At 65.1% G+C, this 20,808-nt stretch carries 21 protein-coding genes; 2 read left to right on the top strand and 19 right to left on the bottom strand.

The window, feature by feature from the left end; all coding sequences use genetic code 11:
• Positions 1 to 118: 118 nt before the first annotated feature.
• The 7 genes from lpdA to QX128_RS00145 all read right to left on the bottom strand — a co-directional run bounded on the left by lpdA (position 119) and on the right by QX128_RS00145 (position 6,463).
• Positions 119 to 1,540 carry a dihydrolipoyl dehydrogenase gene (gene lpdA / locus QX128_RS00175; RefSeq protein WP_316236391.1) on the bottom strand — a complete coding sequence of 474 codons (1,422 nt, stop codon included), beginning with the start codon at positions 1,538 to 1,540 and terminating at the stop codon, positions 119 to 121.
• 32 nt (positions 1,541 to 1,572) lie between these two features.
• Positions 1,573 to 1,812 carry a hypothetical protein gene (locus QX128_RS00170; protein WP_315799785.1) on the bottom strand — a complete coding sequence of 80 codons (240 nt, stop codon included), beginning with the start codon at positions 1,810 to 1,812 and terminating at the stop codon, positions 1,573 to 1,575.
• A gap of 39 nt (positions 1,813 to 1,851) precedes the next feature.
• The gene (locus QX128_RS00165) at positions 1,852 to 3,210 is read right to left on the bottom strand and encodes a pyruvate dehydrogenase complex dihydrolipoamide acetyltransferase (RefSeq protein WP_316236390.1); all 1,359 of its coding nucleotides are present in this window, start codon (positions 3,208 to 3,210) and stop codon (positions 1,852 to 1,854) included.
• Between the two features lie 2 nt (positions 3,211 to 3,212).
• Positions 3,213 to 3,518 (bottom strand): DUF5076 domain-containing protein, encoded by a 306-nt coding sequence (locus tag QX128_RS00160; RefSeq protein WP_015666657.1) that lies wholly within the window; start codon positions 3,516 to 3,518, stop codon positions 3,213 to 3,215.
• Between the two features lie 13 nt (positions 3,519 to 3,531).
• Positions 3,532 to 4,929 carry a pyruvate dehydrogenase complex E1 component subunit beta gene (locus tag QX128_RS00155; RefSeq protein WP_315799783.1) on the bottom strand — a complete coding sequence of 466 codons (1,398 nt, stop codon included), beginning with the start codon at positions 4,927 to 4,929 and terminating at the stop codon, positions 3,532 to 3,534.
• 30 nt (positions 4,930 to 4,959) lie between these two features.
• Positions 4,960 to 5,982 (bottom strand): pyruvate dehydrogenase (acetyl-transferring) E1 component subunit alpha, encoded by a 1,023-nt coding sequence (gene pdhA, locus QX128_RS00150; RefSeq protein WP_316178501.1) that lies wholly within the window; start codon positions 5,980 to 5,982, stop codon positions 4,960 to 4,962.
• 232 nt (positions 5,983 to 6,214) lie between these two features.
• Positions 6,215 to 6,463, bottom strand: coding sequence for a hypothetical protein (locus QX128_RS00145; protein ID WP_315799781.1), 249 nt, complete (start codon positions 6,461 to 6,463; stop codon positions 6,215 to 6,217).
• Here QX128_RS00145 and QX128_RS00140 point away from each other — a divergent pair.
• The gene (locus QX128_RS00140; protein ID WP_316178498.1) at positions 6,462 to 8,141 is read left to right on the top strand and encodes a methyl-accepting chemotaxis protein; all 1,680 of its coding nucleotides are present in this window, start codon (positions 6,462 to 6,464) and stop codon (positions 8,139 to 8,141) included. The genes QX128_RS00145 and QX128_RS00140 overlap by 2 nt on opposite strands.
• A 134-nt stretch (positions 8,142 to 8,275) precedes the next feature.
• Here the strand turns inward: QX128_RS00140 and QX128_RS00135 are convergent, their stop codons facing one another.
• From QX128_RS00135 to eno, 8 genes are all read right to left on the bottom strand, one after another.
• Positions 8,276 to 8,593, bottom strand: a complete 318-nt coding sequence (locus QX128_RS00135) for a septum formation initiator family protein (RefSeq protein WP_315711657.1) — start codon at positions 8,591 to 8,593, stop codon at positions 8,276 to 8,278.
• 78 nt (positions 8,594 to 8,671) lie between these two features.
• Complete coding sequence (locus tag QX128_RS00130; protein ID WP_316236389.1) at positions 8,672 to 9,382, bottom strand: GNAT family N-acetyltransferase; 711 nt, start codon at positions 9,380 to 9,382, stop codon at positions 8,672 to 8,674.
• Between the two features lie 26 nt (positions 9,383 to 9,408).
• The gene (locus QX128_RS00125) at positions 9,409 to 10,200 is read right to left on the bottom strand and encodes an aldolase (RefSeq protein WP_315799778.1); all 792 of its coding nucleotides are present in this window, start codon (positions 10,198 to 10,200) and stop codon (positions 9,409 to 9,411) included.
• Between the two features lie 134 nt (positions 10,201 to 10,334).
• Positions 10,335 to 10,892: an NADPH-dependent FMN reductase gene (locus tag QX128_RS00120; RefSeq protein WP_316178495.1), complete on the bottom strand. Its 558-nt coding sequence runs from the start codon at positions 10,890 to 10,892 to the stop codon at positions 10,335 to 10,337.
• A gap of 144 nt (positions 10,893 to 11,036) precedes the next feature.
• Positions 11,037 to 12,206: a serine hydrolase gene (locus QX128_RS00115; protein ID WP_316236388.1), complete on the bottom strand. Its 1,170-nt coding sequence runs from the start codon at positions 12,204 to 12,206 to the stop codon at positions 11,037 to 11,039.
• 222 nt (positions 12,207 to 12,428) lie between these two features.
• The gene (locus QX128_RS00110; RefSeq protein ID WP_316236387.1) at positions 12,429 to 13,424 is read right to left on the bottom strand and encodes an MBL fold metallo-hydrolase; all 996 of its coding nucleotides are present in this window, start codon (positions 13,422 to 13,424) and stop codon (positions 12,429 to 12,431) included.
• 120 nt (positions 13,425 to 13,544) lie between these two features.
• Positions 13,545 to 14,687: a zinc-binding dehydrogenase gene (locus QX128_RS00105; protein WP_316236386.1), complete on the bottom strand. Its 1,143-nt coding sequence runs from the start codon at positions 14,685 to 14,687 to the stop codon at positions 13,545 to 13,547.
• Positions 14,688 to 14,730: 43 nt separating this feature from the next.
• Positions 14,731 to 16,014, bottom strand: a complete 1,284-nt coding sequence (gene eno / locus QX128_RS00100; protein ID WP_316236385.1) for a phosphopyruvate hydratase — start codon at positions 16,012 to 16,014, stop codon at positions 14,731 to 14,733.
• A 194-nt stretch (positions 16,015 to 16,208) separates the two neighbouring features.
• Between eno and queF the strand changes: the two genes are divergently transcribed.
• Positions 16,209 to 16,685, top strand: coding sequence for a preQ(1) synthase (queF, locus tag QX128_RS00095; protein ID WP_316236384.1), 477 nt, complete (start codon positions 16,209 to 16,211; stop codon positions 16,683 to 16,685).
• Positions 16,686 to 16,849: 164 nt separating this feature from the next.
• On the opposite strand, the gene QX128_RS00090 is transcribed toward queF, so the two are convergent.
• From QX128_RS00090 to kdsA, 4 genes are all read right to left on the bottom strand, one after another.
• Complete coding sequence (locus QX128_RS00090) at positions 16,850 to 17,197, bottom strand: hypothetical protein (RefSeq protein WP_316236383.1); 348 nt, start codon at positions 17,195 to 17,197, stop codon at positions 16,850 to 16,852.
• 104 nt (positions 17,198 to 17,301) lie between these two features.
• Entirely contained in the window at positions 17,302 to 17,754 is a 453-nt protein-coding gene (locus QX128_RS00085; protein ID WP_316236382.1) for a hypothetical protein, read from the bottom strand.
• A 976-nt stretch (positions 17,755 to 18,730) separates the two neighbouring features.
• The gene (locus tag QX128_RS00080; protein ID WP_316217896.1) at positions 18,731 to 19,942 is read right to left on the bottom strand and encodes an MFS transporter; all 1,212 of its coding nucleotides are present in this window, start codon (positions 19,940 to 19,942) and stop codon (positions 18,731 to 18,733) included.
• Positions 19,942 to 20,805, bottom strand: coding sequence for a 3-deoxy-8-phosphooctulonate synthase (kdsA, locus tag QX128_RS00075; RefSeq protein ID WP_316236381.1), 864 nt, complete (start codon positions 20,803 to 20,805; stop codon positions 19,942 to 19,944). Before kdsA ends, QX128_RS00080 begins: the two co-directional genes overlap by 1 nt.
• Positions 20,806 to 20,808: the final 3 nt, after the last annotated feature.

Raw genomic sequence — 20,808 nt, 5'->3', positions numbered from 1 at the left:
GCCCGTCTGGTCATCTCCGTCATTGCCGGGCTTGCCCCGGCAATCCATCCCCTTCGCAAGTATTTTCGAAGGGGATGGATGCGCGGGTCAAGCCCGCGCATGACGGCCGGTGAGCGGATTACATATTCAGCACGCGGCCGTAGGCGTCGAGCACAGCTTCCTTCATCATCTCCGACAGGGTCGGATGCGGGAACACCGTGTGCATCAGCTCTTCCTCGGTGGTCTCGAGGTTCATCGCGACCACATAGCCCTGGATCAGCTCGGTGACCTCGGCGCCGACCATGTGGGCACCGATCAGTTGCCCGGTCTTCTTGTCGAAGATCACCTTGACCAGACCCTGGTCCTCGCCGAGCGCGATCGCCTTGCCGTTGCCGACGAAGGGGAAGCGGCCGACGCGGATGTCACGCCCCTGCTCTTTCGCCTTGGCCTCGGTGAGACCGACGGAGGCGATCTGTGGATGGCAATAGGTGCAGCCCGGGATGAGGTTCTTGTCCATCGGGTGCGGATGCAGACCCTTGATCGCCTCGATGCAGACCACGCCCTCATGCTCGGCCTTGTGCGCCAGCATCGGGGGACCCGCGACGTCGCCGATCGCGTAGAGGCCGGGCACGTTGGTCTTGCCGTAGCCGTCGATGACGATGCAGCCGCGGTCGGTCTTCACCCCGAGCTTCTCCAGACCGAGATTCTCGATGTTGCCGACCACGCCGACCGCCGAGATGACACGGTCGAACTCGACCGTCTCGGTCTTGCCCTTGCCGTCGTCGATCGTCGCCACCACGCTGTCGCTCTTCTTGTCGAGCTTGGTGACCTTGGCGCCGGTCATGATCTTGAGACCCTGCTTCTCCAGCTGCTTGCGCGCGATGCCGGCGATCTCGGCGTCCTCGACGGGGAGGATCTGCGGCAGCACCTCGACCACGGTGACCTCGGAGCCCATGGTGCGGAAGAACGACGCGAACTCGATGCCGATCGCGCCGGAGCCGACCACCAGCAGCGACTTCGGCATCCTGTCGGGCACCATCGCCTCGAAATAGGTCCAGACCAGCTTCTTGTCCGGCTCGAGGCCCGGCAGCACGCGCGGCCGGGCGCCGGTCGCGACGATGATGTGCTTGGCCTGATAGGTGCCCTCGCCGAGCGCGCCCTTCGGCGCCTCCACGTCGGACTTGGTCACGGTGACCTTGCCGGGCGCATCGATCGCGGCACGGCCCCAGATCACCTGGACCTTGTTCTTCTTCATCAGGAAGCCGACGCCGTCGTTCAGCCGCTTCGACACGCCGCGCGAGCGCTGCACCACCGCCTTCGGATCGTAGGAGATCTTTTCCGCCGACAGGCCGTATTCCTTGGCGTGCTGCATGTAGTGATAGATCTCAGCCGAGCGCAGCAGCGCCTTGGTGGGGATGCAGCCCCAGTTCAGGCAGATGCCGCCGAGGTAGGATTTCTCGATGATCGCGGTCTTGAAGCCGAGCTGCGCGGCACGGATCGCGGTGACGTAGCCGCCCGGGCCGGAGCCGATGATGATGACGTCGAAGGATGTGTCGGCCATTACGGCTCCCATTCAACTGAAGCAGTTGGAAATCAGATGGTCGTGGTGCTGCCGACGGAACGTCGCCAGATCAAGGCTCGAACTATTGCCTCCAGCAGCACCAGCACGGCGCAGATCGCAAATCCGGCAAGCACGATCGGCGCCCAGATGCCGCGCGACAGCGCCTCGCCGGAGTAGAAAGCAGAATGGATGACGTCGATCCCGAGCGGGTTGGCAAACAACGCGGCGCTCACCAGTGCCGTGATCCAGGGCCACCGCGTTCTGATGCGCATGCGCTGGCCCCGTCTGCCATCCCGCTCCGGAACGCAACGTCACACCATCATCATCACGGGATTCTCGATCAGCTGCTTGAACGCGCCGATCAGCTCGGCGCCGAGCGCGCCGTCGATGGCGCGGTGATCGCACGACAGGGTCACGCTCATCATGCTGGCGATCTCGATCTTGCCGTTGCGCACCACGGGGCGTTCTTCCGAGGTGCCAACCGCGAGGATCGTCGCATGCGGCGGATTGATCACGGCGGTGAAGTGATTGATGCCGTACATGCCAAGGTTGGACACGGCCGTGGTGCCGCCCTGATATTCCTCCGGCTTCAGCTTGCGCGAGCGGGCGCGTGCGGCGAAGTCCTTCATCTCGCCCGAGATCGCCGACAGCGTCTTGGTCTCGGCCTTGCGGATGATCGGCGTGATCAGCCCGCCCGGCATCGCCACGGCGACGCCGACGTCCGAATGCTTGTGCTTGACCATGCCGCCTTCGGTCCAGCTCACATTGCAGTTCGGAATCTTCTGCAGCGCGACCGCCATCGCCTTGATGACGAAGTCGTTCACCGAGAGCTTGTAGAGCGGCTTCTTCTCCTTGTCCTTTGGAGCTGCCGCATTGATCTCCTCGCGCGCGGCCAGGAGCTTGCCGATGTCGCAGTCGATCGTGAGATAGAAGTGCGGGACGTTCTGCACCGACGCCGTCAGGCGCTGCGCGATGGTGCGGCGCATGCCGTCGTGCGGGATGACCTCGTAGGAGCCCGGCTCGAACAGCGCCAGGATCTGCTTGTCCGACATCGACGGCGCCAGCGCCGGCGCGCCTGCCGCGGCGGGAGCCGCGGACGGCGCGGCCTTCAGGCCCTTGCCGGACTTTGCGTCCTCAACGTCGCGCGCGACGACGCGGCCGTGCGGGCCGGTGCCGGTGATGCGGCCGAGATCAATGCCGGCATCCTTGGCGAGACGACGTGCCAATGGCGACGAGAAGATGCGCACGTGACCGTTGACCTGGGGCGCAGCCGCGGGAGCGGCCGGCACAGGAGCCGCGGCCGGCTTCGGCGCGGGCGCGGCGGAAGGTGCAGGTGTGGCGGCGGGCGCCGCCGCGGACACCGTCGGCCTCGCCTCGGGCTTGGGAGCCGCCGCCGCCGGCGCGCTGCCGGCCGCCTTGACGTCCTCGCCCTCACCCGCAAGCACGGCGATCACGTCGTTGACCGGCACGTCCTGGGTGCCCTCGGGCACCAGGATCTTGGCGAGCGTGCCTTCGTCGACCGCCTCGACTTCCATCGTGGCCTTGTCGGTCTCGATCTCGGCGATGACCTCGCCGGACTTGACCTGGTCGCCTTCCTTCTTGAGCCAACGAGCGAGGTTGCCCTTCTCCATCGTCGGCGACAGCGCGGGCATCAGAATGTTGATCGGCATGATCAGTGACCTTGTTTCGACCTGGGGCTGGTGGTGCCCGTGTCAGTCGGCCGAGCCAGCTCGGCTTCGAACATCTCGACGATGCGCTGCAGCGCCTCGTCTTCGGAATAGTCGCTCTCGCGCGCATAGGCGCGCGCAGCATGTCGGGCGACGTCGACCAGGAGCAGCCCCCACACGTCGGGCTCCTCGAAGGCGCGCTGGAATGCGATCGAGAGCCCGCCATCGAGCACGAAGGCGCGCAACACTTCGGTGGCGTCCTCGCGGCCGATGACGTCGGGCGGCAGCGGCTGCTCCTTGGGTCCGGCCATGGTGGGATGTCCCTTAGCGGTAGCAGACGGACTTGGCGGCCTGCACGACCTCCGCCGCCGAGGGCAGCGCGAGCTTCTCGAGGTTCGCCGCGTAAGGCATCGGCACGTCCTTGCCGGATACGCGCGTCACCGGCGCATCGAGATAGTCGAAGGCGTGCTCCATGATGCGCGCGGCGATCTCGGCGCCGACGCCGCTCTGCGCCCAGCCTTCTTCCACCGTCACCGCACGGCCGGTCTTCTTGACCGAGGCGACGATGGTCTCGGTGTCCATCGGACGCAGCGTGCGCAGGTCGATCACCTCGGCCTCGATGCCCTCCTTGGCGAGCTCATCGGCGGCCTTCAGCGCGTAGGTCATGCCGTTCGACCACGAGATGATGGTGACGTCCTTGCCGCTACGGGCGATGCGCGCCTTGCCGATCGGGATCACGTAGTCGTCGAGCTTGGGCACCTCGCCGGAGTGACCGTAGAGCACCTCGTTCTCGAGAAAGATCACCGGATTGGGATCGCGGATTGCGGCCTTCAACAGGCCCTTGGCGTCCGCGGCGGAATACGGCGCGATCACCTTGAGGCCCGGGATGTGCGAGTACCAGGACGAGTAGTCCTGGCTGTGCTGCGCGGCAACGCGGGCGGCAGCGCCGTTCGGACCGCGGAATACGATCGAGCAACCCATCTGGCCGCCGGACATGTACAAGGTCTTGGCCGCGGAGTTGATGATCTGGTCCATCGCCTGCATGGCGAAGTTGAAGGTCATGAACTCGACGATCGGCTTCAGGCCGGCCATCGCGGCACCGACGCCGATGCCGGCGAAACCGTGCTCGGTGATCGGCGTGTCCATCACGCGGCGGGCGCCGAACTCCTGCAGCAGGCCCTGGGTGACCTTGTAGGCGCCCTGATATTCGGCGACCTCCTCGCCCATGATGAAGACGTCGCCGTCGCGGCGCATCTCCTCGGCCATCGCGTCGCGCAGCGCCTCGCGGATGGTTTGCGTCACCATCTCGGTGCCCGCGGGCACCTCGGGATCGGGCTCGGCCACGCTCTGCGGCGCAGCCACGCCGGTCGGCGCAGGCGATGCCGACACCGAAGCAGCCGGCTCGGCCGGCGGCGCCGACTGCGCGGCCTTCATCTCGGCTGCAGGCGCTGCCGCCTTGCCGAGATCGGCGGCGGTCTCGCCGTCGGCGAGGATGGTCGCAATCGGCGTATTGACCGCGACGTCGGCAGTGCCTTCGGGGATCAGGATCTTGCCGAGCGTGCCCTCGTCGGTCGCCTCGACCTCCATCGTGGCCTTGTCGGTCTCGATCTCGGCGATCACGTCACCCGACTTGATCGCCTCGCCTTCCTTCTTCAGCCATTTGGCGAGATTGCCCTTTTCCATCGTGGGCGACAGCGCAGGCATCAAAACTTGAATAGGCATATCAGCTCCAGAGAAACAGCTTGCGCGCGCTCAGCGATAAACGTCGGTATAGAGCTCGGCGACATCGGGCTCGGGATCGGCTTGCGCGAAATCGGCGGCCTCGTTGACGATCTTGCGCACGTCGGCATCGATCGTCTTGAGATCCTGCTCGCTGACCTTGGCCGCCAGCAAGCGGTTGCGCACCTGCTCGATCGGATCCTGGTCGTGACGGACCTTCTCCACCTCCTCGCGGGTACGGTACTTGGCCGGGTCCGACATCGAGTGGCCGCGATAGCGGTAGGTCTGCATTTCCAGGATATACGGACCCTTGCCCTCGCGGCACCACGCGACCGCCTTCTCGCCGGCGGCCTTCACCGCGCGGACGTCCATGCCGTCGACCTGCTCGCCCGGGATGTTGAAGGAGATGCCGCGCTTGGAGAAGTCGGTCTGCGCCGAGGCGCGCGACACCGCCGTACCCATGGCATAGCGGTTGTTCTCGATGACGTAGATCACCGGCAGCTTCCAGAGCTCCGCCATGTTGAAGCTCTCATAGACCTGCCCCTGGTTGGCCGCGCCGTCGCCGAAATAGGCGACGCTGACCGAGTCGTTGCCGCGGTAGCGGTTGGCGAGCGCAAGGCCGGTGCCGAGCGAGACCTGGGCGCCGACGATGCCGTGGCCGCCGAAGAAGTTCTTCTCCACGCTGAACATGTGCATGGAGCCGCCCTTGCCCTTGGAATAGCCGCCGCGGCGTCCCGTGAGCTCGGCCATGACGCCCTTGGCATCCATGCCGGTGGCCAGCATGTGGCCGTGATCGCGATAGCCGGTGATGACCTGGTCGCCCGGCTTCAGCGCCATCTGCATGCCGACGACGACCGCTTCCTGGCCGATGTAAAGATGGCAGAAGCCGCCGATCGCACCCATGCCATAAAGCTGACCCGCCTTTTCCTCAAAGCGGCGGATCAGCAGCATGTCGCGCAGCGCAGCCAATTCCTGTTCTCTGGTGAATTCCGGCGGCGGGCCGTTGTCTCTGTCCTGCCCTTGTTCCTTTGCGGCGGTCTTCTTCGGTGCGGCCATGGCAATTCCGGATGAGAGAAAAAGTAGCTCTCTCTAGCTCAACTCCAGGAGACGTAAAAGGACCGCGTGGCACGTCCGAAGGCTTTGGCGTGCCGCACTGCAATGCACACGAAATATTGCAAATACAATTCCACCATTTTTGGAATCCGACCGCAGGCCGCTACAAAAAAGAGCAGCCATCTCAGCGGATGGGACGCGTCAGGCCAAGCCGACGACGCCCTCCGCGACACCCTCATCGGTGGATCTCGACGACGCCATCGGCGACCAAAAAACCCGACATATCGAACATCGGCATAACGGATATTCCGACCGAGCAGCGGCAGAGGGTCTCCGTGTTTCTACGGGCCTTCGAATCAATCAATTCTAAACCTTCCGCAACGCACAATTTTTCCGAATTCATCAACGAAATCAAATAACTCAACGGAAATCCCTGGCTGCCTGAACTGTCCGGCTGCCTCGGCCCCCTGACAGGAACGAACATGGTTCTCACCATCCCTCGCCGCTTTGCGGTTCTGGTCGCGTTATCCATCGGCGTCTGTATCGTCGCCGTCGTCAGCCAGCTGCTGGCCACCCGCACAGCCCTGGTCGAAGAGCGTAAGGCTGCAGTCGTCGGACAGGTGCAATCTGCCGTGTCGATCGTTAAGGGCTTTGCCGATGCGGCGGCGAAGGGCGCCCTGACCGCGGACGAGGCGCAGAACCGCGCCAAGGCCGTGCTCCGCGGCATCCGGTTCGGCAAGAACGACTACATCTTCGTCTACCAGCCGGACGGCGTGAACCTCGTGCTTGGCCCGAAGCCGGATTGGGAGGGCAAGGGCCTGCTCAACGAGAAGGACGCCAACGGTCTGCCTTTCGTACGCGAGTTGATCGCGGCTTCGACCCAGCCTGGTGGCGGCTTCGTCAGCTATATGTTCGCGCGCGCCGGCAGCAGCGTCCCGGTGGCGAAGCTCGGCTACACCTTGAAGGCCGATCCGTGGAACTGGGTCGTCGGCACGGGCGTGTATGTCGACGATCTCGACGAGGCGTTCTACGCCTCCGTCAAGGTGACGCTGATGTGGGCCGTCGGATTGATCGCCCTGCTGTGCGTTGCGACCCTGATGATCGCGCGCGGCCTGGTCCGGCCGCTGCAAGCGATCACCCGGACGATGACCGAGCTTGCGAACGGGAATCTCGCTGTGCAGATACCGAGCTCGGAACGGCGCGACGAGGTCGGCGAGATGGCCCGTGCCGTCGAGGTGTTCAAGGTCAATGCCGTCGCCCGCCAGCGGCTCGAAGCCGAGCAGAACGAGCTGGAGGCGCGCCAGGCCGAGCAGCGCAAGATCGATACGATGCGCCTTGCGAACGATTTCGAGACAGCGGTCGGCCAGATCATCGAGACCGTGTCGTCGGCAGCGACCGATCTGGAGTCATCGGCCCAGTCGCTCAGCGCGACTGCCGAACGCTCGAAGGGTCTCGCCACCGTCGTAGCCGGCGCCTCAGGCGCCGCCTCCAACAACGTCCAGTCGGTCGCCGCCGCCACCGAGGAAATGTCCTCCTCCGTGAACGAGATCAGCCGGCAGGTGCAGCAGTCTTCGGCGATCGCCAGTGAAGCCGTCGAGCAGGCCCGCAAGACCAATGAACGCGTGGGCGAATTGTCGCAAGCGGCGGCTCGCATCGGCGACGTGGTGGAGCTCATCAACACCATCGCCGGCCAGACCAACCTGCTGGCCTTGAACGCCACCATCGAGGCGGCGCGGGCGGGTGAAGCCGGCCGCGGCTTCGCTGTCGTCGCCTCGGAGGTCAAGGCGCTCGCCGAGCAGACCGCCAAGGCGACCGGAGAGATCAGCCAGCAGATTGGCGCCATCCAGACCGCCACCCAGCATTCGGTCACCGCCATCAAGGAAATCGGCGACACGATCGGCCGGATGTCGGAAATCGCCGCCACCATCGCAGCCGCTGTCGAAGAACAGGGCGCCGCAACCCAGGAAATCTCGCGCAACATCCAGCAAGCCGCCAGCGGCACGAAAGAGGTTTCCGCGAATGTTGCCGACGTCCAGCGCGAAGCAACCGAGACGGGGACGGCTTCGTCCCAGGTGCTCAACGCCGTGCAGTCACTGTCCCAGGACAGCAACCGCCTGAAGGCCGAGGTCCACAGGTTCCTCGCCACCGTGCGGGCCGCATAAAGAGCAGCGCATCAGCGATCGTCGAAGGCCCGCGCGCAGCGCGGGTCTTCCTCGTCATGGGCTTGTCGTGCACGCGTTCGTTACGCAGACGCGAGGCCAGTCTCCCAACGGATGCCTCGCGGAGACCGGCTCGCTCAGTTTGGCCGATTGATCCGGATCAGATCACGCGGATTGGCGTAGCCGAGCTGGAAGCGGGCGCGCTCATCGAGCATGTCGGGATCGACCCGGTCGGAGCGCAGCAGCGACACGCGCTTCTCACCCTCCGCCCGCTCCTGCTTCAGCCGGGCGAGCTCGGAGGTCAGCGCAATGATCTCCTGGTCGAGCTCCTGGCGCGCGGTCAGGCCGTAGCGGCCGGTATAGGCGTTGATGCCGAAATAGCCGATGATGGCGGCCGCCATCGTGTAGAGGGCGAGCCCGGTCAGGAACGATTTGAGCCGCGCGCGGGAGACCATGGCCGGAAGATGGGGCGCCTTGGTTAAGGATCTGCTAATCCGCCCCGCGAGGCTTCTTTACGAAGGTCGCACCACCCGTCACGGGCTGACGGATCGCCGAAGCACCGTGAAACACAAGGTGGCTCGCGACACGAAGCCGAGACGCTCATACAGCGCGATCGCGGCATGATTGTCCTCTATGACGTGGAGAAACGGCGTCTCGCCCCTGCCCCTGATGGCCGTCATCAGGGCTGTTACGAGCCTTTGGGCATAGCCACGGCCGCGAGAGTCCGGATGGACACAGACCGCGCTGATTTCCGTGAACCCGTCGAGGCGCATGCGCTCCCCGGCCATCGCAGCCAGGCGCTGCCCGTCGCGGATGCCGATATAGCGGCCCAGCTCGTGGGTCCTGGCCAGGAACGGGCCGGGCTTGGTCAGCGCCGTCAGCTCCAGCATCGCCGGAATGTCACGCTGGTCGAGCGTTTCGATCACGGCATCCCCAACAGGGGCCTCGGCCTCGACCGCAACCATCTGGCGGACGCTGGCGCTGAACCAGGCGGCAAGGCCGTGCAGGTCGCCCGGAGGAGCGGGAGTCACGATCGCAACTACGTCCTTCTTGGCGAAGTCGGCGAGCTCCGACCATGCGGCATCGCTGTCGTCCGACATGGCGGCAAATGGTGCAATCGCCGCAGGATAGCGACGAGCATGCGCGGTGCCTTCCGCAAGCGCCCGGTGCCCGGTGGTCAGGGCTGACCAGACGGGACGATCCAGCGCTGCGCGCTGCTCGGCAGAAAGCTCCAATCTGGACATCGCACCAGCCTCCAGACGATCAGTCCTCAGCTCCGGTAGACCGGCTCCTCGAGGTCGAGCATGCGTTTGACGGCCTCGAGGTGCAACCGAGCCGATTCCGCATCTCCTTCGCGCATCTGGCGAGAGGCGGCTTCCGCGATTGCCGGCGCGACGGCGGTGACCTTGCGGCCGGTCGACAGCGCCAGGCACTGCACCTGGCAGGCGCGCTCGAGATAATAGAGATCGTCCCAGGCTTCAGCGATGGTCGGCGCCAGAACCATGACGCCATGATGCTTCATGAAGACGATGTCGGCGTTGCCGACCGCCCCGGCGATGCGGTCGCCCTCCCGCGCGTCGAGCGCCAGCCCGTTGTAGTTCGCGTCGACCGCGGTTCGTCCGTAGAATTTCAGCGCCGTCTGCCCGGCGAAGATCAGCGGGTCGCCTTCGGTCATCGACAGCGCGGTGGCGTAGGGCATGTGGGTGTGGAACGCGACCTTGGCCCGCGGCAACGCCTTGTGGATGCGGGCATGGATGTAGAAGGCAGTCGCTTCCGGGCGGCCATCGCCGGCAATGACGTTGCCGTCGAAATCGCACACCAGCAGCTTCGAGGCCGTCAGCTCACGAAAGGCATAGCCGTAGGGATTGACGATGAAGAGGTCGTCATAGCCGGGCACCAGCGCCGAGAAGTGGTTGCAGATGCCCTCTTCGAGCCCGTGCCGCGCCGCCATCCGGAAGCACGCCGCGAGGTCGATCCGCGCCTGCCAGACGGCCTCCGAGTCGAGATCCGGCTGGTTCGGGCCGGGCCTCGACGACGACGCGGGTGTGAACGAATGGGCCATCATGCTTCCTTGGCAATGCGCATCCTTGCGCTGGTCCGGCATGGCCTTGAAACGGATCGGGCAAGGCGCGTCAACGCCCTGCCCGCATCATACCCGTCATGCAGTTGGCGACCGCCGCACGGCGACGACCAAGGTCAGCCGTTCTGCTTGGCCACGAAGGCGGCGAACGCATCCAGATATTGCTGCAGCACCGTCTTGAGCGAATCCTTGACCAGCTCACCCTGGGCGTCGAACGCGTCGCCGACGCCATTCAGGTAGATTTCCGGCTGCCCCATGATCGGGCCCGAGATGCCCGGCATGATGTTCTGCAGGTGCTTGGCCGCCGCCACGCCGCCAAGCGGGCCCGGCGAATTGGAGATGAGGCCGACCGGCTTGCCCAGGAACGAGCTCTGCCCATAGGGGCGCGAGGCGATGTCGATCGCGTTCTTCAGCACACCGGGGATCGAGCGGTTGTATTCGGGCGTGAGGATCAGCACGCCGTTCGAGGCCTTCAGCTTGTCGCGCAGGGCGAGCCAGTCGGCCGGCGGATTGGCTTCGAGATCCTGGTTGAAGAACGACAGGCCGTTGAGCGTGGTGACGTCGATCTTCAGGCTGGCCGGCGCCAGCTTGGCGAGCGCATTGGCGATCTTCAGGGTGAAGCTCTCCTTGCGGAGACTGCCGACGAGGGCGACGATGGCGTACGGAGCAGGCATAGGGCATCCTTTGCAGGGGAACGTGAGGGGTGCACTTAAGACACATGGGCAAGACCATGCAAGTGCATGAAAACAGCGTGTCGCGAAACTCAGCGTTTCATCGCGAGCAGGGCTCCAATGTTCCAGACCTTCGCCGCGGCGAGCTCAAGCCGTGGCTTTGAGGCTGCGGGCAAATTCAGCCACCGCCTGATGCGTCAGCCAGATCGCCTGCCCGTCGACCGGCTGAGCCCAGCTCGACAGCTTGGCGATCACGATGCCGTTGGCGGCATCGACGAACAGGTTCTGGCCGTGAATGCCCATCGCGAACATCAGCTGCGGCTGATCGTTGATGACGTACCAGCCGCTGCGGTAGTGCATGTTGCGGCTGATCGCGGCGAAACTGTCGCGCCAGTGGCCGTCGCGCCAGGCCTGCACATCGCCATTGTGCCTGACGTCGTCGAGCCAGCCCTCGGGGACGATCGTCTGCGAGCCGCGCCGGCCGCCCGACAGCACGAGTTGGCCGAGCCGGGCGAAGTCGCGCAGCGTCGCGCAGAAGCCGCCAGTGCAGCGCGGCGCGCCCTTGCGGTCGAGAGTGATGAAGGCCTCGCCGCTCGCCCCCATCGGCTTCCACAGCAAGGTGCCGACGAGGCTCGCGAAGCTGCGGCCGGTGGCGCGCTCGATCGCCCAGCCCAGCAAATCGGTGTTGGAGGAGACGTAGCTGAAGGCGCCGCCATGCGGCGCCGACTGGGCGCGCATCGTCGCGAAGAAATCGTGCAGGTTCGGCGTCGTGCCCGGCGCGACCGGCTCCCAGCCGCTGGCGTCGGCATAGGCCTGCAGGCCGGCGCCATCGAACACGACGCCCGCACGCATGTCGAGAAGCTGCCGGATCGTGGCGCCGCGATAGGCCGTGGCGGCCACCTCCGGCACGTAGCGCGTGACCTCGGCGTCGATGTCGATCTCGCCGCGACCGGACAGGATGCCGACCATGAGGCCGGTGATCGACTTGGTCGCCGACATCAGGATGTGCGGCGTGTCGCGGTCGGTGCCGCCGTCATAGCGCTCGAAGACGATGCGGCCGTCATGCAGGATCAGCAGCCCGTCGGTCGCCGTCGCCTTCAGGAAACCGTCGAGATCGAGCGTGCCGCCCTTGGGCAGCCGCACGCTGAAATCCTCGAACGCAACCGGGCTCGCCGGCAGCGGCCAGGCGCTGCCGGGCGCGCTCTCGACGTCGGCGACCGGCAGGATCGCGCGGATGTTGTGAAAGGCCCAGCGGCTGAACGGCGCAGTGCGCCAGTTGGAGAGATCGGCGGTGGTGGGAGAGAGGTCGATCGACATGCAAGGCCCTGCGGAGTCCCAGGAACGCCTGACATAGGCGTTCGCCGGAGCGGCGGGAAGCCCGGCATTTCGCATATGCAAAACAAGCAGGCCGCATCGAAAGACGGCCTGGCACACTCCATCCCCGTCATTGCGAGGAGCGAAGCGACGACGCAATCCAGAGTCCCGACCGAGCCCCTGGATTGCGTCGCTTCGCTCGCAATGACGCCGGTTAAAGCGAAATCAGATCACCGGATTCCACGGCGCCGGGATCAGCCGGTACTTGGCGCCGTCCTTCTCGACATAGCCCACCGAGGGGAACGAGAAGTGGAAGCCGATCACCTTGGCCTTCTCGGCGGCGGCCATGTCGTAGAACTTGTGCCGCGTCTCCTGGGCCATCGCGGCATCGGTGTCGAACATCACGTGCCAGTCGGGGTTGCGCAGGAACAGTTCGGGGACGTTGGTGACGTCGGCCTGGATCAGGACCCTGGCATTACCGGAAGCGACCGCGAACGAGGTGTGTCCCGGCGTGTGACCGGGCGTGCCGAGCGCGGTGATGCCGGGCGCGACCTCCTTGTCCCACTCGTACTGCGTGACCTTGCTTTCGAGCCCGCCGAACACCTTCTTGAAGTTGGCGAAATTGCCCTTCATCAAGTCGGTCTGCGCCTTGGCGGCGTTCTCGTCGCTGGCCCAGAACGCCCACTCCTTGGCCGGCACCTTCAGCTCGGCGTTCGGAAATGCCAGCGAGCCGTCCGCGAGCTTGAGGCCGTTGATGTGGTCGCCGTGCATGTGGGAGAGCACGACGACGTCGATGCTCTTCGGATCGACGCCGGCGGCAGCGAGATTCTGCAGGGTGCGCCCGACCGCGCCCTTGCTGGCCTCGAAGGCCCCGGCGCCGTTGCCGGTATCGATCAGGACCAGCTTGGAGCCGGTGTTGATCAGTTGCGGATTGAAGGGGATCGTGATCATGCCCTTCGGCATGTAGGCGCTTTCGGCAGCCGCGAGCGCGTCGTCCTTGGCGGTGTTGACGACGAACTTGTCGGGCATCGGGAAGGTGCGCGCGCCGTCATTGACGGAGGTGCACTCGTAGTCGCCGACCTTGTAGCGGTAGAAGCCGGGGGCCTGCGCGCCGGCGGGCGCAACCGCCGCGCGTGCCTGTCCGGCCAGCGGCGGCAAGGCGGTTGCAGCTCCGGCGAGGGCCGCACCAGCCAGAAATCGACGGCGATCCAATCGGGTCATGACAAATCTCTCCTCAGTGCTTCATGCGGCTGACGCCGCCCCCCAGACAAACGGGGCGGATTGTCTCCGCATGCGGGCCAAACGCAAGCCCGTCAGCAACGTCCGAGGAGCGACGTTAGGTCACTTATCTTTGTTGGGGTCGATGAGGAATTTTTCGCCGGTGGCCCGTTTGGCGTACACGGCGAGGTTGGCCGGATCGAGCGCCTCGGACAAGGAAACGACCTTGGTGTAGTGGCTGGCAAAGGTCGTCTTCAGCTCGTCGACGACGCGCTGGCGCAGCCGCTCGGTATCCGCCTTGCCGATCTTCATCAGGAACGGAAACAGCAGCCAGCCGCCGACGCTCCAGGTCATGCCGAAGCCGCGCGTGATCTCGGTCGGCCTGACGTCGAGGCTGCCGTAGATGTAGACCTGCTTGTGCACGCTGGAGCCGTAGCGGCTGTAGGGGTGCTTGCCGGACTTATTGATCGCAGCTTCCATCGCGTTGAGGATCTGGCCCGCAAGCTTGCCGCCGCCGATCGCATCGAAGGCGATGGTCGCGCCGGTCTCGACCAGCGCCGCGATCAGATCGTCCATGAAGGTGGGCGAGGTCGAATCCACGACGTGCTTGGCGCCGAGGCCGCGCAGGATCTCGGCCTGCGCCGCACTGCGCACGATGTTGACGAGCGGGATGCCGTCCTTGAGGCAGATCTTGTTCAGCATCTGCCCGAGATTGGACGCGGCCGCTGTATGCACCAGCGCGGTATGGCCCTCGCGCCGCATCGTCTCGGTCATGCCGAGCGAGGTCAGCGGATTGACGAAGCAGGAGGCACCCTCGGCGGGTGTGGTGCCCGCCGGCAGCGGCAGGCATTCGGAGAGCTTCAGGCAGCGATACTGGCTGTACATCGCCCCGCCGATCGCCGCGACCGTGCGGCCCATCAGCGCCTTGGCGGCGTCGGAGGATCCGGTCTTGACCACGACGCCCGCCCCCTCGTTGCCAACAGGCATGGACTCGTCGACCCGGGCGGCCATCGCCCGCATCCCCGCCTCCGGCACCTTCGCGATGATGACCGGACGGTCCTTGGTGCCGGATGCCTGCATGGTCGTGAGGTCGGCAGCGCCAACGAGCAGGCCGAGATCGGACGGGTTGATCGGCGCCGCCTCGATCCGCACCACGACCTCGTCCGGGCCCGGCTCGGGGGTCGGCACGTCGACCAGCGAGAGCTCGAGCTCACCGCTGCGCTTGATCAGCGTCCGCAGCTGCAGGCCTTGTGTCTCGACGCTCATGCGTGCCTCCCCTCTTCCTCTTCGTTGTTTATTCAGCGCGCGATCAGGCCAGCGCCTTCAGCGCCGCCCTGCCCGCATATTTGGCCTGCGCATCCAGCTCCTGCTCGATGCGCAGCAGCTGGTTGTACTTGGCGGTGCGGTCGGCGCGCGCCAGCGAGCCGGTCTTGATCTGCCCGCAATTGGTGGCGACCGCCAGATCGGCGATCGTCGAATCCTCGGTCTCGCCGGATCGGTGCGACATCACGGCGGTGTAGCCGGCCTTGTAGGCCATCTCGACCGCGGCGAGCGTCTCGGTCAGCGTGCCGATCTGGTTGACCTTGATCAGGATCGAGTTGGCGCGGCCGTTACGGATGCCGTCCTCCAGACGGTTCACGTTGGTCACGAACAGGTCGTCGCCGACGAGCTGGCACTTGTGGCCGATCAGATCGGTCAGCTCCTTCCAGCCGTCCATGTCGTCCTCCGACATGCCGTCCTCGATCGAGGCGATCGGATAGCGCGCGACGAGGTCGGCGAGATATTTGGCCTGCTCCGAACGCGAGCGCGACTTGTTCTCGCCCTCGTAGACGTACTTGCCGTCCTTGAAGAACTCGGTCGCGGCGCAGTCGAGCGCCAGCATGACGTCCTCGCCCGCGGTGTAGCCGGCCTTGCCGATCGCGGCCATGACGAAGTCGAGCGCGGCATCCGCCGACGGCAGGTTCGGCGCGAAGCCACCCTCGTCGCCGACATTGGTGTTGTGACCGGCCTTCTTCAGCTCGGCCTTCAGCGTATGGAAGATCTCCGAGCCGCAGCGCAGCGCTTCCGCAAAGCTCGGTGCGCCCACCGGCATGATCATGAATTCCTGGAAGTCGATCGGGTTGTCGGCGTGGACGCCGCCATTGACGATGTTCATCATCGGCACCGGCAAAGTGCGCGCCGAGGTGCCGCCGACATAGCGATACAGCGGCATGTCGTAGGAGATCGCCGCCGCCTTGGCGCAGGCGAGCGACACGCCGAGAATGGCGTTGGCGCCGATCCGGCTCTTGTTCTCGGTGCCGTCGAGCTCGATCAGGATCTGGTCGATCTGGACCTGGTCCTGCACCGACATGTCGCTGAGCGCCTCATAGACCTCGTCGTTGATGGCTTCGACGGCCTTCAGCACGCCCTTGCCGAGATAGCGGTGCTTGTCGCCGTCGCGCAGCTCGACCGCCTCATGGGCGCCGGTGGAGGCGCCGGACGGCACGGCGGCGCGGCCGACCGAGCCGTCCTCCAGCACGACGTCGACCTCGACCGTGGGATTGCCGCGGCTGTCCAGGATTTCGCGGCCGATGATGTCGACGATGGCGGTCATGAGGTCCTCTTACGGGCTTCTGGTGGGCGTTGCTGCGCCGCTTCTACCGCAGGGACGGGAGGGCGAAAAGGCCAAGTCGGACAGAAGTCGGGCAGAAGTCGCGGCCAAATGACGAGGCGGCTGCCCGACGCGGCGAGTGACGGCGGCGGCCGGATTGGCTAAGACGGCGCCCAACCTCATCCCTGGCCCGAGACATGGCGAAAAGATCCACAAAATCCGACACATCAGCCGAGCTCCAGCTCGGCCGCCCGGTCACCCAGCCGGACAGCCCGGAGACGGCCAAGCTCGACCGCGTTCCCAACCCGCAGAAGGACACGGATTATCTGGCCCGCTTTACGGTGCCGGAATTCACCTCGCTCTGCCCCGTGACGGGACAGCCGGACTTCGCGCATCTCGTCATCGATTACGCCCCCGGTCCCTGGCTGGTCGAATCCAAGTCGCTGAAGCTGTACCTCGCGAGCTTCCGCAACCACGGCGCCTTCCACGAGGACTGCACGGTCGCGATCGGCAAGCGCCTCGCCGCCGAGCTCAAGCCGAAATGGCTGCGCATCGGCGGCTACTGGTACCCCCGCGGCGGCATCCCGATCGACGTGTTCTGGCAGACGGGCAAGCTGCCGAAGGGCCTGTGGGTCCCGGAGCAAGGCGTGGCGCCGTATCGCGGGCGGGGTTAACGAGGCGAACGCTCGGCAATAGCGTGATCGTCACGGTCATTCCGGGGCAAGGCCGCGGCCTTGAACCGGAATCTCGAGATTGTTTTGCATCTGCTCCTTCACAGGCGATTCTTGAATGCCCGTCACAGACGTTGTCTGCACCTCACTTCGAGGTACGGTCGTCGTCATCTTTCCTCATTACCCGAACCTGCCAGGATTTCCATGAGGATCACCGTTATTCTCGCGGCGTCCGCGTACGTAACGTTCGAGTCTATCTTCTGCGCCCTCTGAGCCACTTCATCTATAAATTGACTCGCAAGCTCCTCATTGTCGCTTCCACGCACGACCCAAAACCGCTTCACCAGCTCTGCATTTCGGACAAGCTCGATCGCCAGAGGCCTCAACTCCTCGCGTGATCGAATGAACCTTCGTGCGACGGTCTCTTCGGAAGGAGTGGCCTCGGCCTTCGCACCATTCACTGCTGGGCCGCTCAGAATACGGAGGACGAATCTTGGTCGTTCTTGATCGATCATGTTGCAATACCAAATCGCGGCTAAGCCAGGGTCACAGTTACTGCCGAGCACTTCCACGCAACCCCCAAGCCATTTACGTTTTTCAGATGGATGACATGAGCCGACTATTTCGGGAGCGACTTGACGCGCTCTCGCTCAAACACTCCGATCTCTTGCTGCCACTCGGTATACTTGGCGGCTTCGATGGGAACACCGATCAGATGAAACCCGGAAAGGTCTTCGTACATCGCGACGAAATATTCCTGTTGGAGCTGACGCGGTGTAGTGGGACCTTGAGCGTAGCTATGGCCGCTGCCGAACGTCACGTTTATGCGCTCTAGCTCTGGTCGCTTGCCACGGAGAACGGCAAGCACCTGTAACCAAGCTGAATAGTCCTCGTGGAAAGCTTCGCCCGGACGCGCGGATTGCTCGAAACCATAGAGACCTGCAGGCCCACCTAGGACCCGTACCCTGGCCACAACGATTTGATCCATGGATGACAGGGACTGGGGCTTGGTTATTTCGACAGGCAACTCTTCCGAAAAGTAAGTCCGCAGGCCACTGGCTGCTGCGGTCACGATCGTCGTCGTCCCAATCAAGACAGCGCAAACCAAACAGCTAACGAACGACCTCATCACTCTCACCTCAACTCGCTCATTGAATCGATTGCCACGGGTCAATTGGATAAGAACAGTGATCGCGACCATCAATCGCCCGAATTTTTTTCAGCATCTCAACTCTCCCGTCAGGGTAGACTTTAAGGCAGTCGTCGAAATCCTACTATTTCAAAAAGGACCACCATGTGACGCTCGTATCCGCCTGAATGCCGGATTTCGACTTGGGACACATTCCAAGGTACGCAGCCGAAAGTTTTCTCTTTCATTTTTTCCGAAACCGTGCTCTATTATGCGCGTCCCGTCTCGATCAGAGGGGCGCTTCGCGGTCGTCACGGACGTTGAGGCGGGATGCGGTGGGTGTGTCAGGTTCGCAGCGTGCTCAGTCATGCGGACGAACGAGCCTGATGCGCCGGCGAAATCGTATGGTCCTGGCCTCCCGACGCTGAGGCTACGCTGGTGGTGATGATCCGCCGGTCACGGGGGCAAGACAGCCCGGTCCCCGGGGAGATTACGTATAAGCCGCCCAACCATCGCGCGGGGAATGCCGGGATGTCTCGGCTGAACCTGTGGTTCCTGCCGCCTGCATTCTTGTTAGCAGGCGGGCCATGGGGGCGGCCAGCTCCCGGCATTCCCCGTGCCCTCTTTTCGGAAATAGGGCATGTCCAAAGGCAAAGCTCGGACGCAGATGCGCCGCGAGATGGCGGCGGTGTGCGCCCAGGGCTAAAGCAGCAAACGATGGGCCTTTATGCGCTCGCCTGTCTCCACGTCGTCATGCCCGGGCTTGTCCCGGGCATCCACGTCCTTCTCGGCGTGCCGGACGACGTGGATGGCCGGGACAAGCCCGGCCATGACGGAGCAACAAATGAGCAGGCGTTCCTGCGGCTATGGCTCGGTGTCTTCAGATGCAATGAGCATGCACCTGTGCCCGACAGGGCGGTCAGCTCGTCGCCGCATCCGCCGGCGGCCGCTGCCGCAGCAGCGCGGCACAGGCGAAGCCGAGCGCGACCATCAGGACGGCGGCGGCGAGCAGCGTCGGCTGCTTGCCGCCATGGACGACGCCAAAGCCGTAGGCGATGGGGCCGACGGTCTGGCCGAGGAAGAAGAAGAACGAGTGCAGCGACATCGCGGTCGCGCGGGCGCCGATCGACAGCTCGCTGGCGAACACCTGCAGGCAGCCGTGGATCATGTAGAAGCCCCAGCCCATCATCAGCATGCAGGCGAACTGCAGCTTCCAGCCGGGGCCGAAGGCGAGCGCAGCGAGTTGCAGGCCGACCAGTCCCGCGCCCACGATCATCATGCCCTTGACGCCGAGCCGCGGCAGGAAGCTCGACACCGTGAAGGTGTAGAACAGGCCGCCGACCGCAAAACCCGCGATGACGATGCCGGCGATCGACAGCGAGGTTTCGCCGAGGTCGAACAGGAACGAGGCGATGAACGGAAACAGCCCGAATACGCAGCAGCCTTCGACGAACACCGCCGGAAAGCAGAAGCGCGCATTGGGGTTGGTGAAGATGGTGCGGTAGCCCTTCCTCAGCGCGGCGAGATCCGTGGTCGGCACGTGGGTGACCTTGGCGCCGCGGAAACCGGCCGCCACCGCGAGCGAGGCGATCAGTCCGAGCGCGCCGAGGATCGCGAGCACGCCGCGCCAGCCGATGAAGTCGCCGATGATACCGGAGGCCGTGGCGCCGAGCAGGTTGCCGGCCATCGATCCCGCCAGCGTCCGGCCGATCGCAACCTGGCGCTTGTCGGGCGCGACGAGATCGCTGGTCAATCCGAGCGCGACCGGGAACACGCCGCCCGAGGCAACGCCAGCGAGAATGCGCGAGGCGAACAGCAGCGGAAACGAGGTGGCGAGCGCGCCAAGGATGCTGGCGACGCCGAGCAGCGCGAGGCACAGCGTCATCAGGCGCGCCTTGCCGAACAGATCGGCGGCGGCGCCGATCGCCGGCTGGATCAGCGCATAGATCAGCGCATAGCCGGCGGCGATGCCGGCCGCCGTCGCAATGCTGATCGAAAAATCCTCGGCGACATGCGGCAGCACCGGATCGAGCGCCCGCGTCGACAGCGCCGCCGAGAAGCCCGCCAGCGCGATGATGTTCACGGCTGGCGGAAACTTGTTGTCTGCGGGCTTGGCGACGGGCTGGTGCATCAGCTGATGGCGTCTGCCGTCTGCGCCTTGGCGAGCCGGTCGAAGTCCATCAGCGTCTTCAACAAGGCCTCGAACTGTGCGAGCGGCACCATGTTCGGTCCATCGGAGGGCGCATGATCCGGATCGGGATGGGTCTCGATGAACACGCCGGCGACGCCGACCGCGACCGCCGCGCGTGCGAGCACCGGCACGAATTCGCGCTGGCCGCCCGACGAGGTGCCCTGCCCGCCCGGCTGCTGCACCGAGTGCGTGGCATCGAAGATGACCGGCGCGCCGGTGGTCTTCGCCATGATCGGGAGCGCGCGCATGTCCGAGACCAGCGTGTTGTAGCCGAACGAGACGCCGCGCTCGGTCGCCAGCACGTTCGGATTGCCGGCGCCGGTGATCTTGGCAACGACGTTGGCCATATCCCACGGCGCCAGGAACTGGCCCTTCTTGACGTTGATCACCTTGCCGGTCGCGGCGGCCGCGAGCAGCAGGTCGGTCTGGCGGCACAGGAAGGCGGGGATCTGCAGGATGTCGACGGCCTGCGCCACCTCGGCGCACTGGCTCGCGTCATGGACATCGGTCAGCACGGGAAGGCCGAGCGAGGCGCGGATCTCCGCGAAGATCGGCAGCGACTGCTGGAGGCCAAGCCCGCGCGCGGCGGAGCCGCTGGTGCGGTTGGCCTTGTCGAACGAGGTCTTGTAGACGAGGCCGATGTTCAGGCGCGTCGCGATCTCCTTCAGCGCCGAGGCGACCTCGAGCGCGTGGGCGCGGCTCTCGAGCTGGCACGGCCCGGCGATGACCGCGAGCGGCAGCTGATTGCCAAACTTGACGGAGCCGAGGCTGACGACCGGCGCGGCAGAGATCGGAGCGTTCACGAC

It is taken from the genome of Bradyrhizobium sp. SZCCHNR1015, assembly GCF_032489875.1.
Taxonomy (GTDB): Bacteria; Pseudomonadota; Alphaproteobacteria; order Rhizobiales; family Xanthobacteraceae; genus Bradyrhizobium.
The sequence above is the reverse complement of the archived record's forward strand: the minus strand, read 5'-3'. Positions and strand labels throughout refer to the sequence as shown.

Bases quoted from the DNA above. Each gene is read 5' to 3' on its own strand.
- pdhA (WP_316178501.1), bottom strand. From the start codon at position 5,982: ATGGCCGCACCGAAGAAGACCGCCGCAAAGGAACAAGGGCAGGACAGA.
- QX128_RS00130 (WP_316236389.1), bottom strand. From the start codon at position 9,382: ATGTCCAGATTGGAGCTTTCTGCCGAGCAGCGCGCAGCGCTGGATCGT.
- QX128_RS00145 (WP_315799781.1), bottom strand. From the start codon at position 6,463: ATGTTCGTTCCTGTCAGGGGGCCGAGGCAGCCGGACAGTTCAGGCAGC.
- lpdA (WP_316236391.1), bottom strand. From the start codon at position 1,540: ATGGCCGACACATCCTTCGACGTCATCATCATCGGCTCCGGCCCGGGC.
- QX128_RS00120 (WP_316178495.1), bottom strand. From the start codon at position 10,892: ATGCCTGCTCCGTACGCCATCGTCGCCCTCGTCGGCAGTCTCCGCAAG.
- QX128_RS00115 (WP_316236388.1), bottom strand. From the start codon at position 12,206: ATGTCGATCGACCTCTCTCCCACCACCGCCGATCTCTCCAACTGGCGC.
- eno (WP_316236385.1), bottom strand. From the start codon at position 16,014: ATGACCGCCATCGTCGACATCATCGGCCGCGAAATCCTGGACAGCCGC.
- QX128_RS00160 (WP_015666657.1), bottom strand. From the start codon at position 3,518: ATGGCCGGACCCAAGGAGCAGCCGCTGCCGCCCGACGTCATCGGCCGC.
- QX128_RS00165 (WP_316236390.1), bottom strand. From the start codon at position 3,210: ATGCCGATCAACATTCTGATGCCCGCGCTGTCGCCGACGATGGAGAAG.
- QX128_RS00090 (WP_316236383.1), bottom strand. From the start codon at position 17,197: ATGATCGATCAAGAACGACCAAGATTCGTCCTCCGTATTCTGAGCGGC.
- QX128_RS00080 (WP_316217896.1), bottom strand. From the start codon at position 19,942: ATGCACCAGCCCGTCGCCAAGCCCGCAGACAACAAGTTTCCGCCAGCC.
- QX128_RS00105 (WP_316236386.1), bottom strand. From the start codon at position 14,687: ATGAGCGTCGAGACACAAGGCCTGCAGCTGCGGACGCTGATCAAGCGC.
- QX128_RS00110 (WP_316236387.1), bottom strand. From the start codon at position 13,424: ATGACCCGATTGGATCGCCGTCGATTTCTGGCTGGTGCGGCCCTCGCC.
- QX128_RS00155 (WP_315799783.1), bottom strand. From the start codon at position 4,929: ATGCCTATTCAAGTTTTGATGCCTGCGCTGTCGCCCACGATGGAAAAG.
- QX128_RS00135 (WP_315711657.1), bottom strand. From the start codon at position 8,593: ATGGTCTCCCGCGCGCGGCTCAAATCGTTCCTGACCGGGCTCGCCCTC.
- QX128_RS00125 (WP_315799778.1), bottom strand. From the start codon at position 10,200: ATGGCCCATTCGTTCACACCCGCGTCGTCGTCGAGGCCCGGCCCGAAC.
- queF (WP_316236384.1), top strand. From the start codon at position 16,209: ATGGCGAAAAGATCCACAAAATCCGACACATCAGCCGAGCTCCAGCTC.
- QX128_RS00170 (WP_315799785.1), bottom strand. From the start codon at position 1,812: ATGCGCATCAGAACGCGGTGGCCCTGGATCACGGCACTGGTGAGCGCC.
- QX128_RS00140 (WP_316178498.1), top strand. From the start codon at position 6,462: ATGGTTCTCACCATCCCTCGCCGCTTTGCGGTTCTGGTCGCGTTATCC.